The following is a 16,988-nucleotide window of genomic DNA, read 5'->3' as shown; positions in this document are numbered from 1 at the left end:
GCATTTATGCTCTGTAAAGGTATTGTCATATGGCACAGACCGCAGCGATTGTCTCGGCACTCAAAAACGCGCTGAAAGAGCAGGGAATTACCTATCAGCAGGTAGCCGAGGCGCTGGACTTGTCGGAGGCGAGCGTCAAGCGGCTGTTCTCCGAGCGGCAGTTTTCGCTGCAGCGGCTGGATCAGATCTGTTCTCTGCTGGGGCTGGAAATCAGCGACCTGGTGCGGCGGCTGGATCAGGCTCAGCGCATCGACGCTTTGACGACCGAGCAGGAACAGGAGCTGGTCGGCGATGATCGCCTGCTGCTGGTGGCGATCTGCGCGCTGAATCGCTGGAGTCTGGCGCAGATACTGGAAACCTATCAGCTCAGTGAGCCAGAAGCGGTGGGACGGCTGGCGCGGCTGGATCGGATGGGGTTGATCGAGTTGTTGCCGGGCAACCGCATCAAGCCGCTGATCAGTCACGATTTTCGCTGGCAGCAGCATGGGCCGATTCAGCGCTTTTTCGAGCAGCAGGTGCAGGCCGACTTTTTCCAGTGTCATTTCAATTTGCCGGGTGAGCTGCGGATGTTCCTTAGTGGCATGCTCTCGCCGCAGTCGACGGAGCAGATGCATCAGAAGCTGCAGCGCCTGGCCCAGGCGTTTCGCCACAGTCATCAGGAGGACCTGGTACTGCCCCTGGAGCAGCGCTTTGGCGTCAGCATGATTCTGGCCATTCGGCCCTGGGAGGTGGCAGCGTTTCAGCAGTTGCGCCGGCCTGAAGCGGCCAAGTACTACCCTGGACACAAACGAACGGGAGAGACGGGATGAACCTGCTGACGGATATTCTGGCGGTCGCCCTGGCGTCCATACCGCTGCTGCTGACACTTGGGCTGGTAGCGCTGGTGCTGGCGCTGGCGCACTTTTTGTTGATTCGGCGCAACCGCGACCTGGGCAACGAGCGGCTGTTTTCACGCCAGCTGGTCATGTTGGCGCTGACGTTGATTGGCATGGTTGCGGTCATTCTGGCCTTGCCGGTCAGCGAGGGCGCGCGCAATCAGATCATCGCGCTGTTGGGGTTGTTGATCTCCGGTGTCTTTGCCTTCTCGTCTTCCAATATCTTTGCCAACCTGGCTGCGGGCGTACTGTTGCGTATGACCCGGCCCTTTGTGCTGGGCGACTTCATTTCGGTGGGCGAGCACTTTGGGCGAGTGGCGGAGCGGGGGCTGTTTGATACCGAGATCCAGTCTGAAAGTGGCGAGCTGATCGCGCTGCCCAACAGCTACCTGACCAGCCACCCGATTGCCACGTTGCGCAGTGACGGCGCGCTGGTCTCGGCCGAGCTGTCGCTTGGGTATGACACCCATCACGCCGACGTAGAGCCCCTGCTGCTGGCTGCCGCCCAGACCAGCGGCCTGCAGGATGCCTTTGTGCAGTTGCTCGCGCTGGGCAACTTTGCCATCAACTACCGGGTATCCGGCGTGCTGCCCGAGGCGCGTGGCCTGATTACGGCGCGTTCTACCCTCTACAAGGCGATTCTCGACGGCCTGCACGGCGCAGGCATCGAGATCATGTCGCCTACCATCATGAATCAACGCCCGGTTGCTGCTGAACAGGTGTTTGTCCCGGCGGGTGGCGGGCATCGCCAGCGCCGAGCGCAGGCCGCTGAAGCTGAAGCGGTGTTGTTCGACAAGGCCGAACTGGCGCAGCAGCTGGCTGAGCGCAAGGCGCAGCTGTCCGAGCAGGCGCGTGCGCTGGAAGAAGAGGCCAAAGGTGCTGATGGCGAACGCAAGGCGGCGATCAAGGCGCAGCTGGAACACATGCGTGAACAGCGGCGGGAGCTTGATGCGATGACGGGGTCGGGTGGCGAAGCGGCTGGAGCAGGGCAGGCAGGGCGCTCCTGAGGAGCGCCCGCGCAGATCAGAACTCGGCGTTGTGGAAGATGTTCTGCACGTCGTCGAGATCGTTCAGCATGTCGGTAAACTTCTCGAACATGACCACATCATCACCGCTGATCTCGGTGGTGGTTTGCGGCACAAACTGGATCAGGTCGGCTTCAAAATCCAGCTCGCCAAAGGTATCAATCAACGCTTGCTTGGCCTTGAAGTATTCAGTGTGCGGGGCGAATACGGTGATTACGCCATCTTCGTTCTCGATGTCGGTGACGTCGACGTCGGCCATCATCAGCGCTTCCAGCGTGGCTTCCTCGTCTTCACCCTTGAAGGCCAGAATGGCGCAGTGATCGAACATGTGGCTGACGCTGCCCTCGGTGCCGATCTTGCTCTTGGTCTTGGTGAAGCAGTTGCGTACGTCGGCAAAGGTGCGGTTCGGGTTGTCGGTCAGGCAGTCGACGATGACCATGCAGTTGCCGGGGCCGAAGCCTTCATAACGCGCTTTGGAAAAATCCTCACCGCCGCCGCCCTTGGCCTTGTCGATGGCCTTGTCGATGACGTGGCCGGGGACCTGATCTTTCTTGGCTCGGTCAATCAGGCCGCGCAGGGCCAGGTTACCATCGGGGTCCACGCCGCCTGACTTGGCGGTGACGTAGATCTCCCGCGCGTACTTGCTGTAAAGCTTGGTTTTGGCGTCGGCCGTCTTGGCCATGGATTCCTTGCGGTTCTGATAAGCGCGACCCATCTGCGAGTGTCCTGTCGAAATGTCGAAAAACAGCGATTCTACTCGCAGTTGGCGGCGGATATCCACGCCTGAGGCCGGGAAGGCTGACGAACGTGGGGCCGCCGGACAGAGAGCATGTCGGCGGCGTATGATGGGGCCTTTTATCGGGGGGCGAGCAGGTGATTTCCAGACTGCCACCATGGGTTGAGGTTGGCGCCTTTACCCTCGCGCTGATGGCCGGCATGGTCAATGCCGTCGGATTGCTGGGGTTCAGCCATCAGGCGGTGTCGCATCTGACGGGCACGTCTACGTTGCTGGGGGCTGGGCTGACCCGCCTGCCACTGGCTGAGTTGATGCACCTGCTGCTGGTGTTGCTGAGCTTTGTCGCGGGGGCGGCTTTCAGCGGACTGTTTATTGGCAGTAGTGCGCTGCAACCGGGGCGGCGTTATGGCGCAGCGCTAGTGGTTGAGGCGGCGTTGCTGGTGCTCGCCATGCTGGCGCTGCAGGCCAGCAGCCTGAGCGGTCACTATCTGGCCTCGGCCGCCTGCGGGCTGCAGAACGCGATGGTAACCACCTACAGCGGTGCGATTATTCGCACCACCCACGTCTCGGGTATCTTCACCGATCTGGGCGTCATGCTGGGCGCGCGCCTGCGCGGTGTGCCGCTGGACCGGCGCAAGGCGGTGCTGTTTCTGCTGCTGATTGGCGGCTTTATTCTGGGGGGCACGCTGGGGGCGCTGGGCTTTGCTCGCTGGCAGTTCTATTCGCTGCTGGCGCCTGCCTCAATGGCGGTGCTGCTGGCGGGGATCTATCAGGTTTGGGTGCTGCGGCGTGGTGCTGCGTCTTGATGGGATGCGGGAGTGGTAAAGCTGAGGGGCGGCTGGCCGCCCCTCGTGGCCTCTCAGTCCATGTCATCCAGGGTGAAAACAACGTCGTCACGGGCGACGTCGATTTCCCAGACGGTATAGGTGTCGCCGTCTTCATCCTTGGCGCGGATGTCGAAGATAGACGATTTGGCACCACTCAGGTTGACCCGCACGGTGTGGCCGTCGGGCAGAATATCGTCATCCAGGACGTCTTCTTCCCAGCTCTTGGACTTGGCGTGGCTGACGTACAGGTAGTAGATGTCGTAGCCGGTGTTGTTGGTCACCTCGACATAGCCGTCGAAGCCGGCGGCGGCGGGGCCACTGAACAGAAACAGGACGGCAAACAGCGCTAAGGCTTTCTTGATCATTTTTCTCTCCCTGGGTGCGCCCGTCTGGTAGGCGCGAAAGCTGATCGGACAGACCGAACAACGCATATGGCTAACGGCCACGCCGCGGCTGGCTCCACCGCAGAAGCGGCAGATCAGGGCAAGGTGATCGTATGGGCAGCCAGCTGGAGGCTGGCCGATTAGAAGCATATAGCCATATGCGAGGATGGCAAGTACCTAAAACAGGGTATTGCGCAGGCGGGGGTGGGAACCCGCCTGCGGGAGCGGCCAGCGCACCTGCGTCAGTTTGCGATGCGGTTGGCCAGGCGCTTGCCCCAGGGGCTGTGCGGAGCGCTCAACCACACCTGCTGGTGCAGCCAGCGCAGCGACTCCGCGTCGGCCGCCAGCAGCTGCTTGTGCGCCGGTTCCAACTGCTCCGGTCCCTGCTCCAGACAGCGCTGTCGCAGCAGTTGCAACTCCTGCTGCTGACGCCGGGCGCGCGGTGCACGGGCCAGGCCTGCCTGCAGCTGCGCGGTGGCGGGATGGATGACGGCCTCGACAAACGCATCGCGCTCGCACAGAGCAGGCAGGCTGGATGGTTGTTCCAGTGCGTCCAGCAGCGTATTGCCGCGCTGCTCGTCCGGGCTCAACAGCAGGCCGCGATCACGCAGCCAGGTGCCGATACCAATGCGGCTGAATAGCACAAACAGCGGTGCAGCCAGTACCAAAGGCACCGCCACTGGCAGTGACCAGAGGAAGAACATGGGTTGCAGCCAGTAGGCAAAGGCCGACCAGCTCAGTGCCAGCAGGCTGCCGACACCCTGGTCGAGTACGGCTGCCAGCCAACTGGTCTCGCCACTGCGGTTTTGCCCGGCCCAGCGCAGGTTGACGTTGAATAGCGCCTCTACCACATAGCGGCTGTGCGCGAGCATGCGAATCGGCGCCAGCAGGGCCGATGCCAGCGACTCGATGAGCACGCTCAGGCAAAGACGTCGGGCACCGCCGTAGCGCCGGCGTTGCCCGCTGATCAGCACATCGGCCAACGCCAGCAGTTTGGGGACGAACAGCAATGTCAGAGTGATGCCCACCAGTGCCAGTGCCCGGGTGGGGTGCCACTCGGGCCAGAGCGGGAACAGCTGGTTGGGCTGCGGGAAATAGTTGATCGGCCACAGTACCAGCCGCGCCACTTCGACGGTGGTCAGCACCAGAAAGCCGAACCACAGCGGTGAGGCAAGATACCCCATGATGCCGTTGAGAAAGGCCAGGCGGTGCGCCACACGCAGGCGGCGGCTGAACAGCATGAGCCACAGATGCTGCAGGTTACCCTTGGCCCAGCGACGGTCGCGGGTCAGCTCGTCGCTCAGGGTCGGTGGTGATTCTTCGTAGCTGGCCTGCAGCTCCGGTTCCAGCCAGACTTCCTGCCCCGCACGCCCCATATAGGCAGCTTCGACGAAGTCGTGACTGAGCACCGAGCCCTTGAACAACCCCCAGCCGGGCAGCCGGCGCAGGCCGCAGTGCTGCATGAAGGGGCGAATACGCAGAATGGCGTTGTGCCCCCAGAAAGCAGCTTCGCCCAACTGTACTGCCGCCAACCCGGTGGTGAACAGCGGGCCATACAGTTGATTGGCGAATTGCTGGATACGGGCGAACAAGGAGTGCGCGTTGAGCAGGCGTGGACTGGTTTGCAGGATGCCCACCTGCGGGTGGCGCTGCATCAGTTGCACCATCTGCACGATGGTATCGCCGCCCATCAGACTGTCGGCGTCCAGCACCACCATGTACTGGTAGTCGCGACCCCAGCGGCGCAGAAAGTCGGCGATGTTGCCGCTCTTGTGGTTCAGGTTGAGTCGACGGCGGCGATAGAACAGACGCGACTGAGCTCCCAGCTCCTGGCGCAGGGCCTGCCAGGCTGCCTGTTCCTGTAGCCAGACGTCCGCATCGCGACTATCGGAGAGGATGTAGAAGTCAAAGTGCTGCAGTTCGCCGCTGGCTTCCAGGCTTTGGTAGATGGCCTTCAGGCCCAGCAGGCTGCGCGCGACCGGTTCGTGGTAGATCGGCATCACGATGGCAGTGCGTGCGAGCGGAGTCGCGGCCAGGGTGGCCGCATCCTGACGCCGCATCAGGCTGCGCGGATCACCGCCACGGCGGCGCAGGACAAAACCGATCAGGGCAATCCAGAAACCCAGTGATAGCCAGGTAAACAGCAGGCCGAAGAGCACCGCAATGCCGACCTCGACGGCGGTACGTCCATGGTAGGGCAGTACCGCCAGCAGCAGCCAGGTAGCCGCCAGGGTCTGACCCAGCACCAGCGCCAGCAGCAGGATGCGGCGGCGGCGCGCACTGCCACGCCAGTGGTGCTGGGCGTGGGTGCTCTCGGGTAGCAGGGTCGGTGGCAGGCTGGTCATCAATAATCTCCATAACGCAGACTGCCCCGACGTAGCGGCGGACCAGCCTGGGGCGTCTCGGGGCTGGCCGGCAGCGCGGCGCGGGCGGCCTGCAGGGCGACCTCTAGTGCGGGCTGTTGGTGCTGCTGCAAGGCCTGGCGGGTAATGGCCAGCGCCTTGAGCTCAGTGTCGCGGTCTAGCGGCATCCCTGCCCACTGCCAGTAGGCAAGAATGCGTTGCAGGATCACATGACTGTCGGGCGGGTTCATGCCTTACTCCGGCGTGGCCAGCAGGTCGCTGCCGACGGGAATGTCGTATTGCCAGGTTTCGCTCAGGGTGTGCTCAGCGTCACGCAGGTGCGCGCGCAGCGCCAGTGACTCGCCGTCCGCCGGGCGCACCAGCATCGACAGGCGCCAGCGCTTCAGGCTGGGCAGGTATTGAACGAACTGCTCGATCAGCTCGCCGTCATTCTGCATGGTGACCTCGCCCAGCACGGCCGCATCGTCACTCAACGCATCCAGCGGGCCGCCCGCGAAGTCGACGATCATTCGCAGCGCCCCTTCCTCGCTGCCGCCGCCGACGCGCATGCCGTCACCGACGAAGGTCTCCCGTGCGCTGCCGAGCGGGCTGGCGGCGATACCAGGGTCACCGAACAGGACGCGGTAGCGCTGTTTCAGCGGCTTGCCACGTTGCACCGGGTCGTTGGGCTGCCAGAAGGCGACGATGTTGTCGTTGGTTTCATTCGGGGTGGGGATCTGTACCAGTACCACCTTGCCCGGCCCCCAACTGCCGTCGGTTTCTACCCAGCTGCTCGGGCGGCCGTCGTAGATGGCTTCGGGGTCCTGATAGCTGCGAAAGTCGGTGTCACGCTGCAGCAGGCCGAAGCCGCGCAGATTTTGCACGCTGAAGTAGTCCATGCGCAGGGTGCCGGGGTTCTGCAGCGGCCGCCAGAGCCATTCGCCTGTGCCGCCGTCGTGCACCAGCAGGCCGTCGGAGTCGTGTACTTCCGGTCGCCACTCACCGCGCGGACGGATGCTGTTTTCGCCGTAGTAGAACATGCTCGTGAGCGGCGCTACGCCCAGCAAGTCGACATCCTGGCGCGGAAACAGTACGGACTCTACCGCCAGTACCGTCTGATCACCGGGGGTGGCAACAAACCGGTAGGCGCCGCTCATGCTCGGACTGTCGAGCAGGCCGTAGAAGGTCATGCTGGTGGCGTCGGGCGCCGGACGTTCCAGCCAGAACTCGACGAAATCGGGAAACTCCTCGCCGCCGGGCATGCCGGTATCGATTGCCAGGCCGCGGCCGGAAATGCCGAAGTTGTTGTCGCTGCCCACGGCGCGATAGTAGCTGGCGCCGGCAAATACCAGAAACTGGTTCTGTTCCCCGTCCTTGAGAGGAAAGGTCAGCTTGAAACCGGCGTAGCCGAGATCCGCAGGCACCAGCCGTTCGACCTCGGTATTGGGGTAGGTGAACTGGTTCTTGGCAAAGGTCAGCGGCTCGACGCCCTGCTCATCAATGACATGCACCTGCACCGGGTTACGGTAGAACAAACCGCTTGGCACGGGCATGACCTGAAAGGCTGAATCGCTCTCGTGCCACAGGCTGTTTTCCGGCTTGAAGCGGATGCCCTGATAGTCGTCAAAGCTCAGTTCCTGCAAAAAGCGCGGGACTTCCTTGGGCGGTTGGTAGGCGCTTTCAGCACGTTCGCGCGCTTTGGTGATGACCTGCTCAAAGCTGAAGTCGGCGGCCTGCAGGCCCAGTGGTAGACAGAAGCATAAAGCGGCACTGGTCAGAACAGTCCCTCGTAGCATGGTGCGAATTCCTTGCGATGGGTATCTGAGCGGTTAGGCCGCAAAGTCGCGTCGCAGTTCCCGTTGCAGCGGCGCCCACCGCGGAGGTGTCTGTGCTCGAGACAAGGCCGGATCAGGCCGGGGAGGCGGCATGCAGACACTAGGCCCATCCACTGGGCGAGCTGGAGGACAATATTCAGCGCTTTGATTGGGAGTCGGACAAGTACCAACGGCTGTATCGGTGTGGCCAGATGGCGATCATTGCTCTGGCGGGCACAACGTCGGTCGTAGCGGGGCTGGGTCTGCTGCTGGGCAGCGTCGCTGACCAGGGACAGCCCTGATCAGCGACGGTGTGCTGCGGTTACTCGACGGTGATGGTGATTTGCTCGGAGGTAACCGAGGGCGACAGCGGCATGTGGTGGTGGTCGCCGACAATCAGCTGCAGGGTGTGTTCGCCCGGCGTCAACTCGAGGCTGGTCTGGGTCTGGCCGCCACCAAAGTGCACGTGATGGTCGTCCGCCGGGATCGGCTGACCTGCCGGCGGCAGGGTGTCGGTGTCGATCAGCAGATGGTGGTGGCCGGTGGCTTCCCGTTCGACGCCGGCCGGTGCGACGCCCATACCTTCCAGGCCAAACTGCACGGTGACCGGTGAGCTGACGGTAGCACCGTCTTTGGGTGAGATGAAAAACACCTTGGCGTTATCCGGGGCGGCGGTCTGGGCGAAGGCCAGGCTGGCGCTGCTGGCCAGCAGCAGGCCGGCGAGCGTGTGGGTGATCCGTTGCATGAGATGCTCCTTGTTTGTGCGTTTGGCAAGGTTGAACTCTGTCGACCCACCAAACCGGCGCTGGTTCAACCACGGCCCTTGTTTGCGTCTGCTGTCTATCCTGCCTACCCTGTGGAAGAGGGTGCTGGCCGGGGGAACACAGCGACCGCAGCGCGGTCGACTGAAGCAGTGCCCTGCCGGTTATGTCTTCGCCGCGCTGCGTGCGTGGCGTCTTTTACGCAGTGCACTGCGTGTCGTTTTTCAGTTGAGCAGGGCTGCCCTGCTACTACATCGTTTTGCCCCAGGAGGCCGCTATGTCTGCACCGTCCCGTCTTGCCGAACCCCGCCTGTTTCGCCAGCAATGTCTGGTCGCAGGTAACTGGATCGACGCCAGCAATGGCGCCACCATCGAGGTGGATAACCCGGCCAGCGGCGAGATTATCGGTAGCGTGCCCAGCCTGAGCGAAGCTCAGCTCAACGATTGCATTGCCCAGGCCGACAAGGCCTTTGCCAGTTGGCGCAAGACCACGGCGCTGGAACGTGCTGACCTGCTGATGCGCTGGTACGACCTGATGCTCAAGCACCGCGAAGACATTGCCAGCCTGATGACGCTGGAGCAGGGCAAGCCGTTGGTGGAATCCCGCGGTGAGGTCGATTATGCCGCGTCCTTTATCCGCTGGTTTGCCGAGGAAGCACGCCGTGTTTACGGCGAGACCATTCCCGGTGCCAAGCCCGGGCAGCATATCGTGGTGACCCGTCAGCCGATTGGTGTGACGGCCGCCATCACCCCCTGGAATTTCCCGGCAGCGATGATTACCCGCAAGGCTGGCGCTGCGCTGGCGGCCGGCTGCTCGATGATTGTCAAACCCGCCAGCGCCACCCCCTTTACCGCGCTGGCACTGGGTGTGCTGGCCGAAGAGGCGGGTATTCCGTCGGGCGTGTTCAATGTGGTCACCGGCAAGGCGTCGATGATCAGTGATGTGCTGACCAGCAGCGACACGGTGCGCAAGCTGAGCTTCACCGGCTCGACCAGCGTCGGCAGCCAGCTGATGGCCCAGTGCGCCGAGCATGTGCAGAAAGTGTCGCTGGAACTGGGTGGCAACGCGCCCTTTATCGTCTTTGACGATGCTGATCTGGACCGCGCAGTGGAAGGCGCCATGGTCAGCAAGTTCCGCAACACCGGGCAGACCTGCGTTTGCGCCAACCGTTTTCTGGTGCAGAGCGGCGTTCATGACCAGTTTGTCGAGAAACTGGCCGAGGCCATGGGCAAGCTCAAGCTGGGTGACGGCTTTGAAGAAGGCGTTACCCAGTCCGCGTTGATCAACCGGGCAGCGGTGCAGAAGGTGCAGGAGCACTTCGACGATGCACTGGCCAAGGGCGCCAAGCATGTTGCCGGCGCCTCACCCGGTGAGGCCAAAGGCAACTACGTTGAGCCCGTACTGGTGACCGGCGTGACGCCGGACATGCAGGTGTGCGCTGATGAGACCTTTGGTCCGCTGGCGGCGGTGATCCGTTTCGATACGGAGGAGCAGGCCGTTGAGCTGGCCAACGATACGCCCTATGGGCTGGCGGCCTATTTCTACAGCACCAATATCCACCGCGTCTGGCGTGTTGCCGATGCGCTGGAAGCCGGCATCATCGGTATCAACGAGGGGGCGGTGTCCAATGCCGCAGCGCCCTTCGGCGGGGTCAAGGCCAGCGGCCTGGGCCGCGAGGGTTCGCGTCACGGGCTCGATGAGTACACCGAAATCAAATACCTGTGCATGGGCGGGGCATAACCGTGGAGCCGAAGGCAGCGATGGCTGAGCCACGGCGCATCGCGCTGATGCCCGGCGACGGCATTGGTCAGGAGGTCATGGCCGCCGCCGCCGAGGTGTTGCAGGCGCTGGATAAGCTGGCGCCGCTGGGCCTGAGCTGGGATTGGCTGGAGTGGCCGTCGACCGACTGGCACCGACGGCATGGCGAGATGATGCCGGCCGATGCCATGGCTCAGGTGCAGGCCTACGACGCGCTGCTGATGGGCGCGCTGGGTGACCCCGGGCCACTCAGTGATGCAAACCGCTACTGCCTGCCCGACAGTGTTTCGCTGTCACCACTGCTGCAGTTTCGCAAGGGCCTGGGCTTGTGGGCCTGTGAGCGACCAGCCCGGCTGCTGCCCGGTGCACCGCAGTATTTGGCCGATGCGCGCGCCGCTGAGGTCGATATGCTGGTGATTCGCGAAAATAGCGAGGGCGAGTATGTCAATCAGGGTGGACGCCTGCACCGGGGCTCGGCCGATGAAGTGGCTACCCAGCTGGAGGTGTTTACCCGGCGCGCTACCGAGCGGCTGATTCGCCATGCCTTTGTTCGCGCCCGCGAGCGGCTGGAGGCGCGGGGGGCAGAGACGCGGCACTTTCACTGCGCAGACAAGGGCCGCGCTGGTGCACAGGTCTGCCTGATTACCAAGCGCAACGCCCAGCCCTATTGGGGTGACATGTACACCGAGGTGTTTGCCGAGATTGCCGCCGAATTCCCCGAGATAGGCGTCCACCACGAGCTGGTTGATGCGGCCTGCATGAAGTTTGTGCAGTGCCCTTGGACCTTCGATGTGGTGGTGGCGAGCAACTTGCATGGCGACATTCTGACGGATCTGGCCGCTGTGCTCTCGGGCGGACTGGGGCTGGCGCCGTCGTGCAATATCAATCCGGACAGTCGTGCCATGCCCGCGCTGTTCGAACCCACACATGGCAGCGCGCCGGATATCGCCGGCCAGGGGCTCGCAAACCCTGCTGCCATGCTGCTCACCACAGCCCTGATGCTGGACTGGGTGGGTTGCGCACAGGCTGCCGAACGCCTGCGCCAAGCGGTTGCCAAGGATCTGGCGACTGCCGCTGGCCAACGGCGGACCTGTCGGGATGTGACTGCCGGCGTGATTGCCGCGCTGCAGTAAATCCCGCTCGCGTGTCAGGACACGCTCTGCGTGTCGCTGGCCGATCAGACACGGGCTTCGGCCCGCCGAAAGGACAGGAGAGATGGCTATGCACCATTTGTCACCGCTGCTCAAGCAGGCCAGTCAGGTTTGCGTGGACTACGGCGAAGGCAGCTGGCTGGTCGATACCGACGGTCGGCGCTATCTGGACTTCACCTCAGGCATCGGTGTGACCAGCACCGGCCATTGCCACCCCACTGTGGTCGCCGCCGCTCAGGCGCAGGTTGGCCGTGTCATTCATGCTCAGTACACCACGGTCGCTCACCGGCCCATGCTGGAACTGACGGATGCGTTGGCCGAACGCATGCCTGAGGGCATTGATTCGGTGGCCTTTGCCAATTCCGGCTCCGAGTCGGTCGAAGCGGCCCTGCGCCTGGCGCGACAGGCCACTGGTCGCGCCAATATCATCGTCTTTGATGGTGGCTTTCACGGTCGCACCATGGCGGCCGCCTCCCTCACCACCTCCGGCACCAAGGTGCGGACGGGCTTTCACCCGATGATGGCCGGGGTGGAGGTCTCTCCGTTTCCGCATGCCTACCGCTACGGCTGGAGCGAGGAGCAGGCCACCGAGTTTGCCCTGCGTGAGCTCGACCACATTCTGAAAACCCGCACTGCGCCCAGCGACACCGCCGCCATGCTGATCGAGCCGGTGCAGGGCGAGTTCGGCTACTACCCGGCCAACACAGCCTTTATGCAGGGCCTGGCCGAGCGCTGTCGGCAGCATGGCATCTTGCTGATCTGCGACGAGATTCAGGCCGGTTACGGCCGCACCGGGCGCTTCTGGAGCCACAACCATTTTGACGTTACCCCGGACATCGTGATTACCGCCAAGGGGCTGGCCAGCGGTTTTCCGCTGTCGGCCATTGCCGCCTCCGAAGCATTGATGAGCAAGGGCCTGGCAGGTTCCCAGGGCGGCACCTATGGAGCCAACGCCGTGGCCTGCGCTGCGGCCCTGGCAACCCTGGAGGTGATCGACAAGGAGCAGCTGGTCGCCAACGCAGCAGAACAGGGCGAGCTACTGACCGAGCGTTTGCAGGGCCTGCGTCAGCGTTTTCCCATGATCGACACGCTGCGCGGCAAGGGGCTGATGCAGGGTATGGAAATTGCCGACGATCATCGCTCGCCGCGTGGCGACCTGGCGGCGCGCCTGACCAGCGCCGCCGAGGCCGAGGGCTTATTGCTGCTGCGTTGCGGCACCGACGGCCAGATTGTCCGCTGGTTGCCGCCGTTGACGGTCAGTAGCGCCGAGATTGACGAAGCGGTTGCCCGCTTTGCCCGTGCCGCTCAGCAGGTGGCTGCGTGACACGGATTTTGGTACTGGTCGCCCCCGGCGAGGAACCCTTGCCGGGGCTTGAGGACCTGCCCACCACGGTCGAGCTGCGCACGGTCAGCGATGAGGCGGATCTGCGCCAGCACCTGCCGCAGACCGACGTGCTGGTGGTCACCGACTTTCGTACCGGGCTGCTCGAAGGGTGCTGGCCGGCCGAGCACAGCATTCGCTGGGTGCACGCCACCAGTGCCGGGGTCGATGCCTTGATGTTCCCGGCGCTGTGGGACAGCGATGTGCTGCTGACCAACGCGCGCGGGGTATTTGATCTGGGTATTGCCGAGTATGTGCTGGGTGCGGTGCTGATGCATGCCAAGGACAGCCTCGGCAACCTGCGGCTGCAGCGTCAGCATCAGTGGCAGCACCGCGAAACTGCGCTGGCCGCGCGTCAGCATGCGCTGGTCATTGGCGCCGGTTCCATCGGCAGCGAAGTGGCAAGACTGCTGGCGGCGCTGGATATTGAGGTGACCGGTATCGCCCGCACGGCGCGCGAGGCGCCGCACTTTACCCGCGTGCTGGCCAGCGACCAGCTGGATGCGGTCTTACCAGAGGCGGATGTGGTGATCATCACCGCGCCCCTGACCGAGGACACACGCGGGCTGATCAATCGTGATCGCCTGGCGCTGATGCGCCGCGAGGCCCTGCTGGTGAATGTAGGCCGTGGCGCGATTGTGGTGACCGACGATCTGGTCGACGCCTTGCAGCAGCGTCAGCTGGGCGCTGCGGTACTGGATGTTGTTGACCCCGAGCCATTGCCCGCCGGGCATGCGCTCTGGGATCTGCCCAACGTGATGCTGTCTGCGCATATGGCCGGTGATTTCATCGGCTGGCGCCGCGCGCTGGGTGAGCAGTTCATGGCCAATCTGCACCGCTGGCTGGCCGATGAGCCCCTGCATAACCGCGTGAACAGGGGGAAATAGCGCCCGGAAACGAGAAATAGCCCGGGCACTCTGGCACTGAGGAGACGATTATGTCCGACGAAATTCTGGCAATGACGGCAATGCAGTTGCGGGCACATTTTTCCGACCGTCAGCTCTCGCCAGTCGATGTGGCCAGCGCCATGCTGGACCAGATCGAACGAGTGGACAGCCATACCAATGGCTTCTGTCTGGTGGATCGCGAGACCAGTCTGGCGCTGGCGCGCGAGTCGGAGCAGCGCTATAGCGCTGGCACGCCGCAGGGGCTGCTTGATGGCGTGCCCGTGGCGGTCAAGGATGTCTTTCTCACGCCCATGTGGCCAACCCTCAAAGGCTCGCATACGGTCGATCCGTCGAGCACCCTGGGCAAGACCGGCGCCTGCACCGCGGCGCTGGCGCGGCATGGTTACGTGCCTATCGGCAAGACCACTACGCCCGAGCTGGGCTGGAAGGGCGTCACCGACAATCCGGTCGACGGCGTAACCAACAACCCCTGGAATCCGGATAAAACCTCCGGCGGCTCCTCGGGCGGCAGCGGTGTGGCTGTAGCTTTGGGCATGGCGCCCATGGCATTGGGCACCGATGCCGGTGGGTCAATCCGCATTCCCGCTGCCTTCTGCGGCATCGTTGGGCTCAAGCCCTCCTTTGGTGAAGTGCCGCACTGGCCCTCCAGCCCGTTCGGCACGCTGGCCCATGCCGGCCCGATGACCTGGACCGTGGAAGACTGCGCGCTGATGATGAATGTGCTGACCGAGGCTGATCATCGCGACACCAACGCGGTACCTCGGCGCAATATCGATTATCTGGCCGAACTGCGGGGCGGAGTGAAGGGGCTGAAGATCGCCTACAGCCCGAATCTCGGTTACGTGGATGTAGACCCCGGGGTGGAAGCGGCGGTAGCCGAGGCGGCCAAGGTATTCGCCGACTTGGGTGCCGAGGTGGTGCGGGTGGACCCCGGTTTCAGTGATCCGCTGGCCGCCTTTGGCCATCTGTTTTACGGCGGTGCCGCCAATGCCATTCGCGACCTCGGGCCCAAGAAGCGCGCGCTGATGGACCCGGAACTGATCAAGGTGTCGGAGAAGGCCGCACGCCTGAGCATGCTCGATTACATGGGCGCGATGAATGAGTCCATGGCGCTGCGCGAGCGCATGGCGGCGTTCCACCAGAAGTACGATCTGCTGCTGACACCAACCCTGCCGCTGACCGCCTTCAAGACCGGGCGTGAAGTGCCGGAGGACTGGCCCAGCACCCGCTGGCCGACCTGGACGCCCTTTACCTACCCCTTCAACATGACCGGGCAACCCGGGCTGTCCGTGCCCTGCGGCTTTGACAGCAAGGGCTTGCCGATTGGCCTGCAGCTGGTGGGCGCACGCTACAACGATGCGGTGGTGATGCGCGCCGGCCATGCCTACCAGCAGGCAGCGCCGCTGACCGATCGCCGTCCGGCCCTGTTCAACGCAGCACAGGAGTAACGCCATGCCACTGGGAAGCTCCGACATCGACCTGTACGAATCGGAAGATCCGATCTGGAACCCGGCGCTGCTGACTATTCCGATTCCGGGTATCCGCAAGATGGTCAATCTGGCGTCCACCATGGACGACGTCATTCACCTGTCCATCGGTCAGCCGGACCTGCCTGCGCCGGATACCGTCGTGGAGGCATCGGTCGAGGCCCTGCGTGCCGGGCAGACTGGCTACACCATGGATGCCGGGTTGCCCGAGCTGCTTGAATCGCTCGCCGAATACTACAGCGAGCGCTATCAGCGGCCGCTCAGCCCCGACAACATCATGATCACCACCGGGGCGACCGAAGCGCTCTATCTGGCGCTGACTGCCGTGGCCGCGCCGGGCCGCCATTTTATCGTGCCTGACCCCGCGTTCATGCTCTATGCGCCGCTGATCCGGATGAATGGTGGTGAAGTCACGGAGATCACTACCCGCGCAGAGAACAACCACCAGCTTGATCCACAGGAGGTCATCGACGCGATCGAGCCGCACACCCATGCGATTGTGCTCAACTCGCCCAGCAACCCGACCGGCACGCTGTATCCGCGCGAGACGCTGGAGGCAATTCTGGAGGAGGCGGCCTACCGTGGCATTCATGTGATCAGCGATGAGGTCTACGATCACCTGATCTACGACGGTCGAGAGTATCCCTCGGTGCTGTCGTGTTGCAGCGATCTGGATCACGTCATGGTGGTCAGCAGTTTCTCCAAGACCTACAGCATGGCGGGCATGCGCATTGGCTGGTTGATCGGCAGCCAGGCGGCAATCAAAAAGCTGCGGCGTTATCACATGTTTACCACCACGGTGGCCAATACGCCGTTTCAGTGGGCCGGGGTGGCTGCGCTGCGCAGTGGCGGTGCCTTTATCGAGCAAATGCTCAGCGAGTACACCCGACGGCGGGATCGGCTGGTGGAGCTGGTGGAGCAGACGCCGCACCTGACCGGGTACAAACCCGAGGGCGCGTTCTATCTGTTTCCGTCGCTGCCGGAAGGGGTGAATGGCACCAATGTGGCGCTGCGGCTGCTGAAGGAAACCGGGGTTTGTACCATCCCTGGCGAGACCTTCGGCAACAGCTGCAGTAATGCCTTGCGGTTGAGTTATTCGACCTCGCTGGAGCGGATTGAGCAGGCGTTTGAGCGGATTATTCCGTGGATGGAGAAGCAGGATTTTGATTAGGGAGGGAGCCTTTAAAACTGGCAGTTTCCTGACGCATGGGTGCTGACCTCTTTTGGCGTGGGCCAGTAACAGTTGATTGTTTACTGCGCTGTTACTGAATCAGCCTTTCGCCTTCACGGCGAGCCAAAGGGGGCCGGTTGCCCGGCTCCCCAAAGGGAAGCGCTAATCCATTTCACACGCCCTCTGCGAGTGCTCAAGCATGCATCTGGCTGCGTTGCGCTGCGGGGCGATCAGGCCGGTCCGAACTCTGCGTTGTGATTTCTCGACAGGTCCCGACATGCCTTCGAAACCACGCCTTGATTGCGGACCGGCCTGATCGCCAGAGGGTATGTGAAATGGATTGGCGATTCCCTGAATCCCCCGGGGCA

Annotated in this window: 15 protein-coding genes; 9 read left to right on the top strand and 6 right to left on the bottom strand. The window is 63.3% G+C overall.

All coding sequences use genetic code 11. The annotated features are described in order from the left end of the window. The first annotated feature begins 29 nt into the window (after positions 1 to 29). Together ASB58_RS11850 and ASB58_RS11845 are read left to right on the top strand one after the other, a co-directional pair. Entirely contained in the window at positions 30 to 809 is a 780-nt protein-coding gene (locus ASB58_RS11850; protein WP_096003095.1) for a helix-turn-helix domain-containing protein, read from the top strand. Then, a complete protein-coding gene (locus ASB58_RS11845; protein ID WP_118130968.1) occupies positions 806 to 1,882 on the top strand; it encodes a mechanosensitive ion channel domain-containing protein in 1,077 nt (358 codons plus the stop codon). Before ASB58_RS11850 ends, ASB58_RS11845 begins: the two co-directional genes overlap by 4 nt. A gap of 16 nt (positions 1,883 to 1,898) precedes the next feature. Here the strand turns inward: ASB58_RS11845 and ASB58_RS11840 are convergent, their stop codons facing one another. After that, positions 1,899 to 2,615 carry a YebC/PmpR family DNA-binding transcriptional regulator gene (locus ASB58_RS11840; RefSeq protein WP_096003093.1) on the bottom strand — a complete coding sequence of 239 codons (717 nt, stop codon included), beginning with the start codon at positions 2,613 to 2,615 and terminating at the stop codon, positions 1,899 to 1,901. 158 nt (positions 2,616 to 2,773) lie between these two features. On the opposite strand from ASB58_RS11840, the gene ASB58_RS11835 reads away from it, so the two are divergent. Continuing rightward, positions 2,774 to 3,442, top strand: a complete 669-nt coding sequence (locus ASB58_RS11835) for a YoaK family protein (RefSeq protein WP_118130966.1) — start codon at positions 2,774 to 2,776, stop codon at positions 3,440 to 3,442. Positions 3,443 to 3,495: 53 nt separating this feature from the next. On the opposite strand, the gene ASB58_RS11830 is transcribed toward ASB58_RS11835, so the two are convergent. From ASB58_RS11830 to ASB58_RS11810, 5 genes are all read right to left on the bottom strand, one after another. Further along, on the bottom strand, positions 3,496 to 3,828 hold the full coding sequence (locus ASB58_RS11830) for a hypothetical protein (RefSeq protein ID WP_202974627.1): 333 nt from the start codon (positions 3,826 to 3,828) through the stop codon (positions 3,496 to 3,498). Between the two features lie 260 nt (positions 3,829 to 4,088). Then, positions 4,089 to 6,191 carry a glucans biosynthesis glucosyltransferase MdoH gene (mdoH, locus tag ASB58_RS11825; RefSeq protein WP_118130964.1) on the bottom strand — a complete coding sequence of 701 codons (2,103 nt, stop codon included), beginning with the start codon at positions 6,189 to 6,191 and terminating at the stop codon, positions 4,089 to 4,091. Then, positions 6,191 to 6,439, bottom strand: a complete 249-nt coding sequence (locus ASB58_RS11820; protein ID WP_118130962.1) for a hypothetical protein — start codon at positions 6,437 to 6,439, stop codon at positions 6,191 to 6,193. The genes mdoH and ASB58_RS11820 overlap by 1 nt, the downstream gene beginning before the upstream one ends. Positions 6,440 to 6,442: 3 nt before the next feature. Further along, on the bottom strand, positions 6,443 to 7,984 hold the full coding sequence (locus ASB58_RS11815) for an OpgD/OpgG family glucan biosynthesis protein (protein ID WP_118130960.1): 1,542 nt from the start codon (positions 7,982 to 7,984) through the stop codon (positions 6,443 to 6,445). Positions 7,985 to 8,324: 340 nt separating this feature from the next. After that, positions 8,325 to 8,747 carry a DUF4399 domain-containing protein gene (locus ASB58_RS11810; protein ID WP_096003088.1) on the bottom strand — a complete coding sequence of 141 codons (423 nt, stop codon included), beginning with the start codon at positions 8,745 to 8,747 and terminating at the stop codon, positions 8,325 to 8,327. A gap of 293 nt (positions 8,748 to 9,040) precedes the next feature. On the opposite strand from ASB58_RS11810, the gene ASB58_RS11805 reads away from it, so the two are divergent. From ASB58_RS11805 to ASB58_RS11780, 6 genes are all read left to right on the top strand, one after another. Then, on the top strand, positions 9,041 to 10,504 hold the full coding sequence (locus tag ASB58_RS11805) for an NAD-dependent succinate-semialdehyde dehydrogenase (RefSeq protein ID WP_118130958.1): 1,464 nt from the start codon (positions 9,041 to 9,043) through the stop codon (positions 10,502 to 10,504). Between the two features lie 20 nt (positions 10,505 to 10,524). Then, positions 10,525 to 11,655 carry an isocitrate/isopropylmalate dehydrogenase family protein gene (locus ASB58_RS11800; RefSeq protein WP_118130956.1) on the top strand — a complete coding sequence of 377 codons (1,131 nt, stop codon included), beginning with the start codon at positions 10,525 to 10,527 and terminating at the stop codon, positions 11,653 to 11,655. Between the two features lie 88 nt (positions 11,656 to 11,743). Next, positions 11,744 to 12,997, top strand: a complete 1,254-nt coding sequence (locus ASB58_RS11795) for an aspartate aminotransferase family protein (RefSeq protein ID WP_118130954.1) — start codon at positions 11,744 to 11,746, stop codon at positions 12,995 to 12,997. Beyond that, the gene (locus ASB58_RS11790) at positions 12,994 to 13,941 is read left to right on the top strand and encodes a D-2-hydroxyacid dehydrogenase (RefSeq protein ID WP_096003084.1); all 948 of its coding nucleotides are present in this window, start codon (positions 12,994 to 12,996) and stop codon (positions 13,939 to 13,941) included. The genes ASB58_RS11795 and ASB58_RS11790 overlap by 4 nt, the downstream gene beginning before the upstream one ends. Positions 13,942 to 13,991: 50 nt before the next feature. Beyond that, the gene (locus ASB58_RS11785) at positions 13,992 to 15,410 is read left to right on the top strand and encodes an amidase (RefSeq protein WP_118130952.1); all 1,419 of its coding nucleotides are present in this window, start codon (positions 13,992 to 13,994) and stop codon (positions 15,408 to 15,410) included. A 4-nt stretch (positions 15,411 to 15,414) separates the two neighbouring features. Further along, on the top strand, positions 15,415 to 16,620 hold the full coding sequence (locus ASB58_RS11780) for a pyridoxal phosphate-dependent aminotransferase (protein WP_096003082.1): 1,206 nt from the start codon (positions 15,415 to 15,417) through the stop codon (positions 16,618 to 16,620). Positions 16,621 to 16,988 lie beyond the last annotated feature (368 nt).

Origin of the sequence: Pseudomonas abyssi (assembly GCF_003444685.1) — a bacterium.
Taxonomy (GTDB): Bacteria; Pseudomonadota; Gammaproteobacteria; order Pseudomonadales; family Pseudomonadaceae; genus Halopseudomonas; species Halopseudomonas abyssi.
The sequence above is the reverse complement of the archived record's forward strand: the minus strand, read 5'-3'. Positions and strand labels throughout refer to the sequence as shown.

Excerpts from the sequence above, each read along its gene's own strand:
- ASB58_RS11850 (WP_096003095.1), top strand. The coding sequence starts at position 30 with ATGGCACAGACCGCAGCGATTGTCTCGGCACTCAAAAACGCGCTGAAA.
- ASB58_RS11845 (WP_118130968.1), top strand. The coding sequence starts at position 806 with ATGAACCTGCTGACGGATATTCTGGCGGTCGCCCTGGCGTCCATACCG.
- ASB58_RS11840 (WP_096003093.1), bottom strand. The coding sequence starts at position 2,615 with ATGGGTCGCGCTTATCAGAACCGCAAGGAATCCATGGCCAAGACGGCC.
- ASB58_RS11830 (WP_202974627.1), bottom strand. The coding sequence starts at position 3,828 with ATGATCAAGAAAGCCTTAGCGCTGTTTGCCGTCCTGTTTCTGTTCAGT.
- mdoH (WP_118130964.1), bottom strand. The coding sequence starts at position 6,191 with ATGACCAGCCTGCCACCGACCCTGCTACCCGAGAGCACCCACGCCCAG.
- ASB58_RS11820 (WP_118130962.1), bottom strand. The coding sequence starts at position 6,439 with ATGAACCCGCCCGACAGTCATGTGATCCTGCAACGCATTCTTGCCTAC.
- ASB58_RS11815 (WP_118130960.1), bottom strand. The coding sequence starts at position 7,984 with ATGCTACGAGGGACTGTTCTGACCAGTGCCGCTTTATGCTTCTGTCTA.
- ASB58_RS11810 (WP_096003088.1), bottom strand. The coding sequence starts at position 8,747 with ATGCAACGGATCACCCACACGCTCGCCGGCCTGCTGCTGGCCAGCAGC.
- ASB58_RS11805 (WP_118130958.1), top strand. The coding sequence starts at position 9,041 with ATGTCTGCACCGTCCCGTCTTGCCGAACCCCGCCTGTTTCGCCAGCAA.
- ASB58_RS11800 (WP_118130956.1), top strand. The coding sequence starts at position 10,525 with ATGGCTGAGCCACGGCGCATCGCGCTGATGCCCGGCGACGGCATTGGT.
- ASB58_RS11795 (WP_118130954.1), top strand. The coding sequence starts at position 11,744 with ATGCACCATTTGTCACCGCTGCTCAAGCAGGCCAGTCAGGTTTGCGTG.
- ASB58_RS11785 (WP_118130952.1), top strand. The coding sequence starts at position 13,992 with ATGTCCGACGAAATTCTGGCAATGACGGCAATGCAGTTGCGGGCACAT.
- ASB58_RS11780 (WP_096003082.1), top strand. The coding sequence starts at position 15,415 with ATGCCACTGGGAAGCTCCGACATCGACCTGTACGAATCGGAAGATCCG.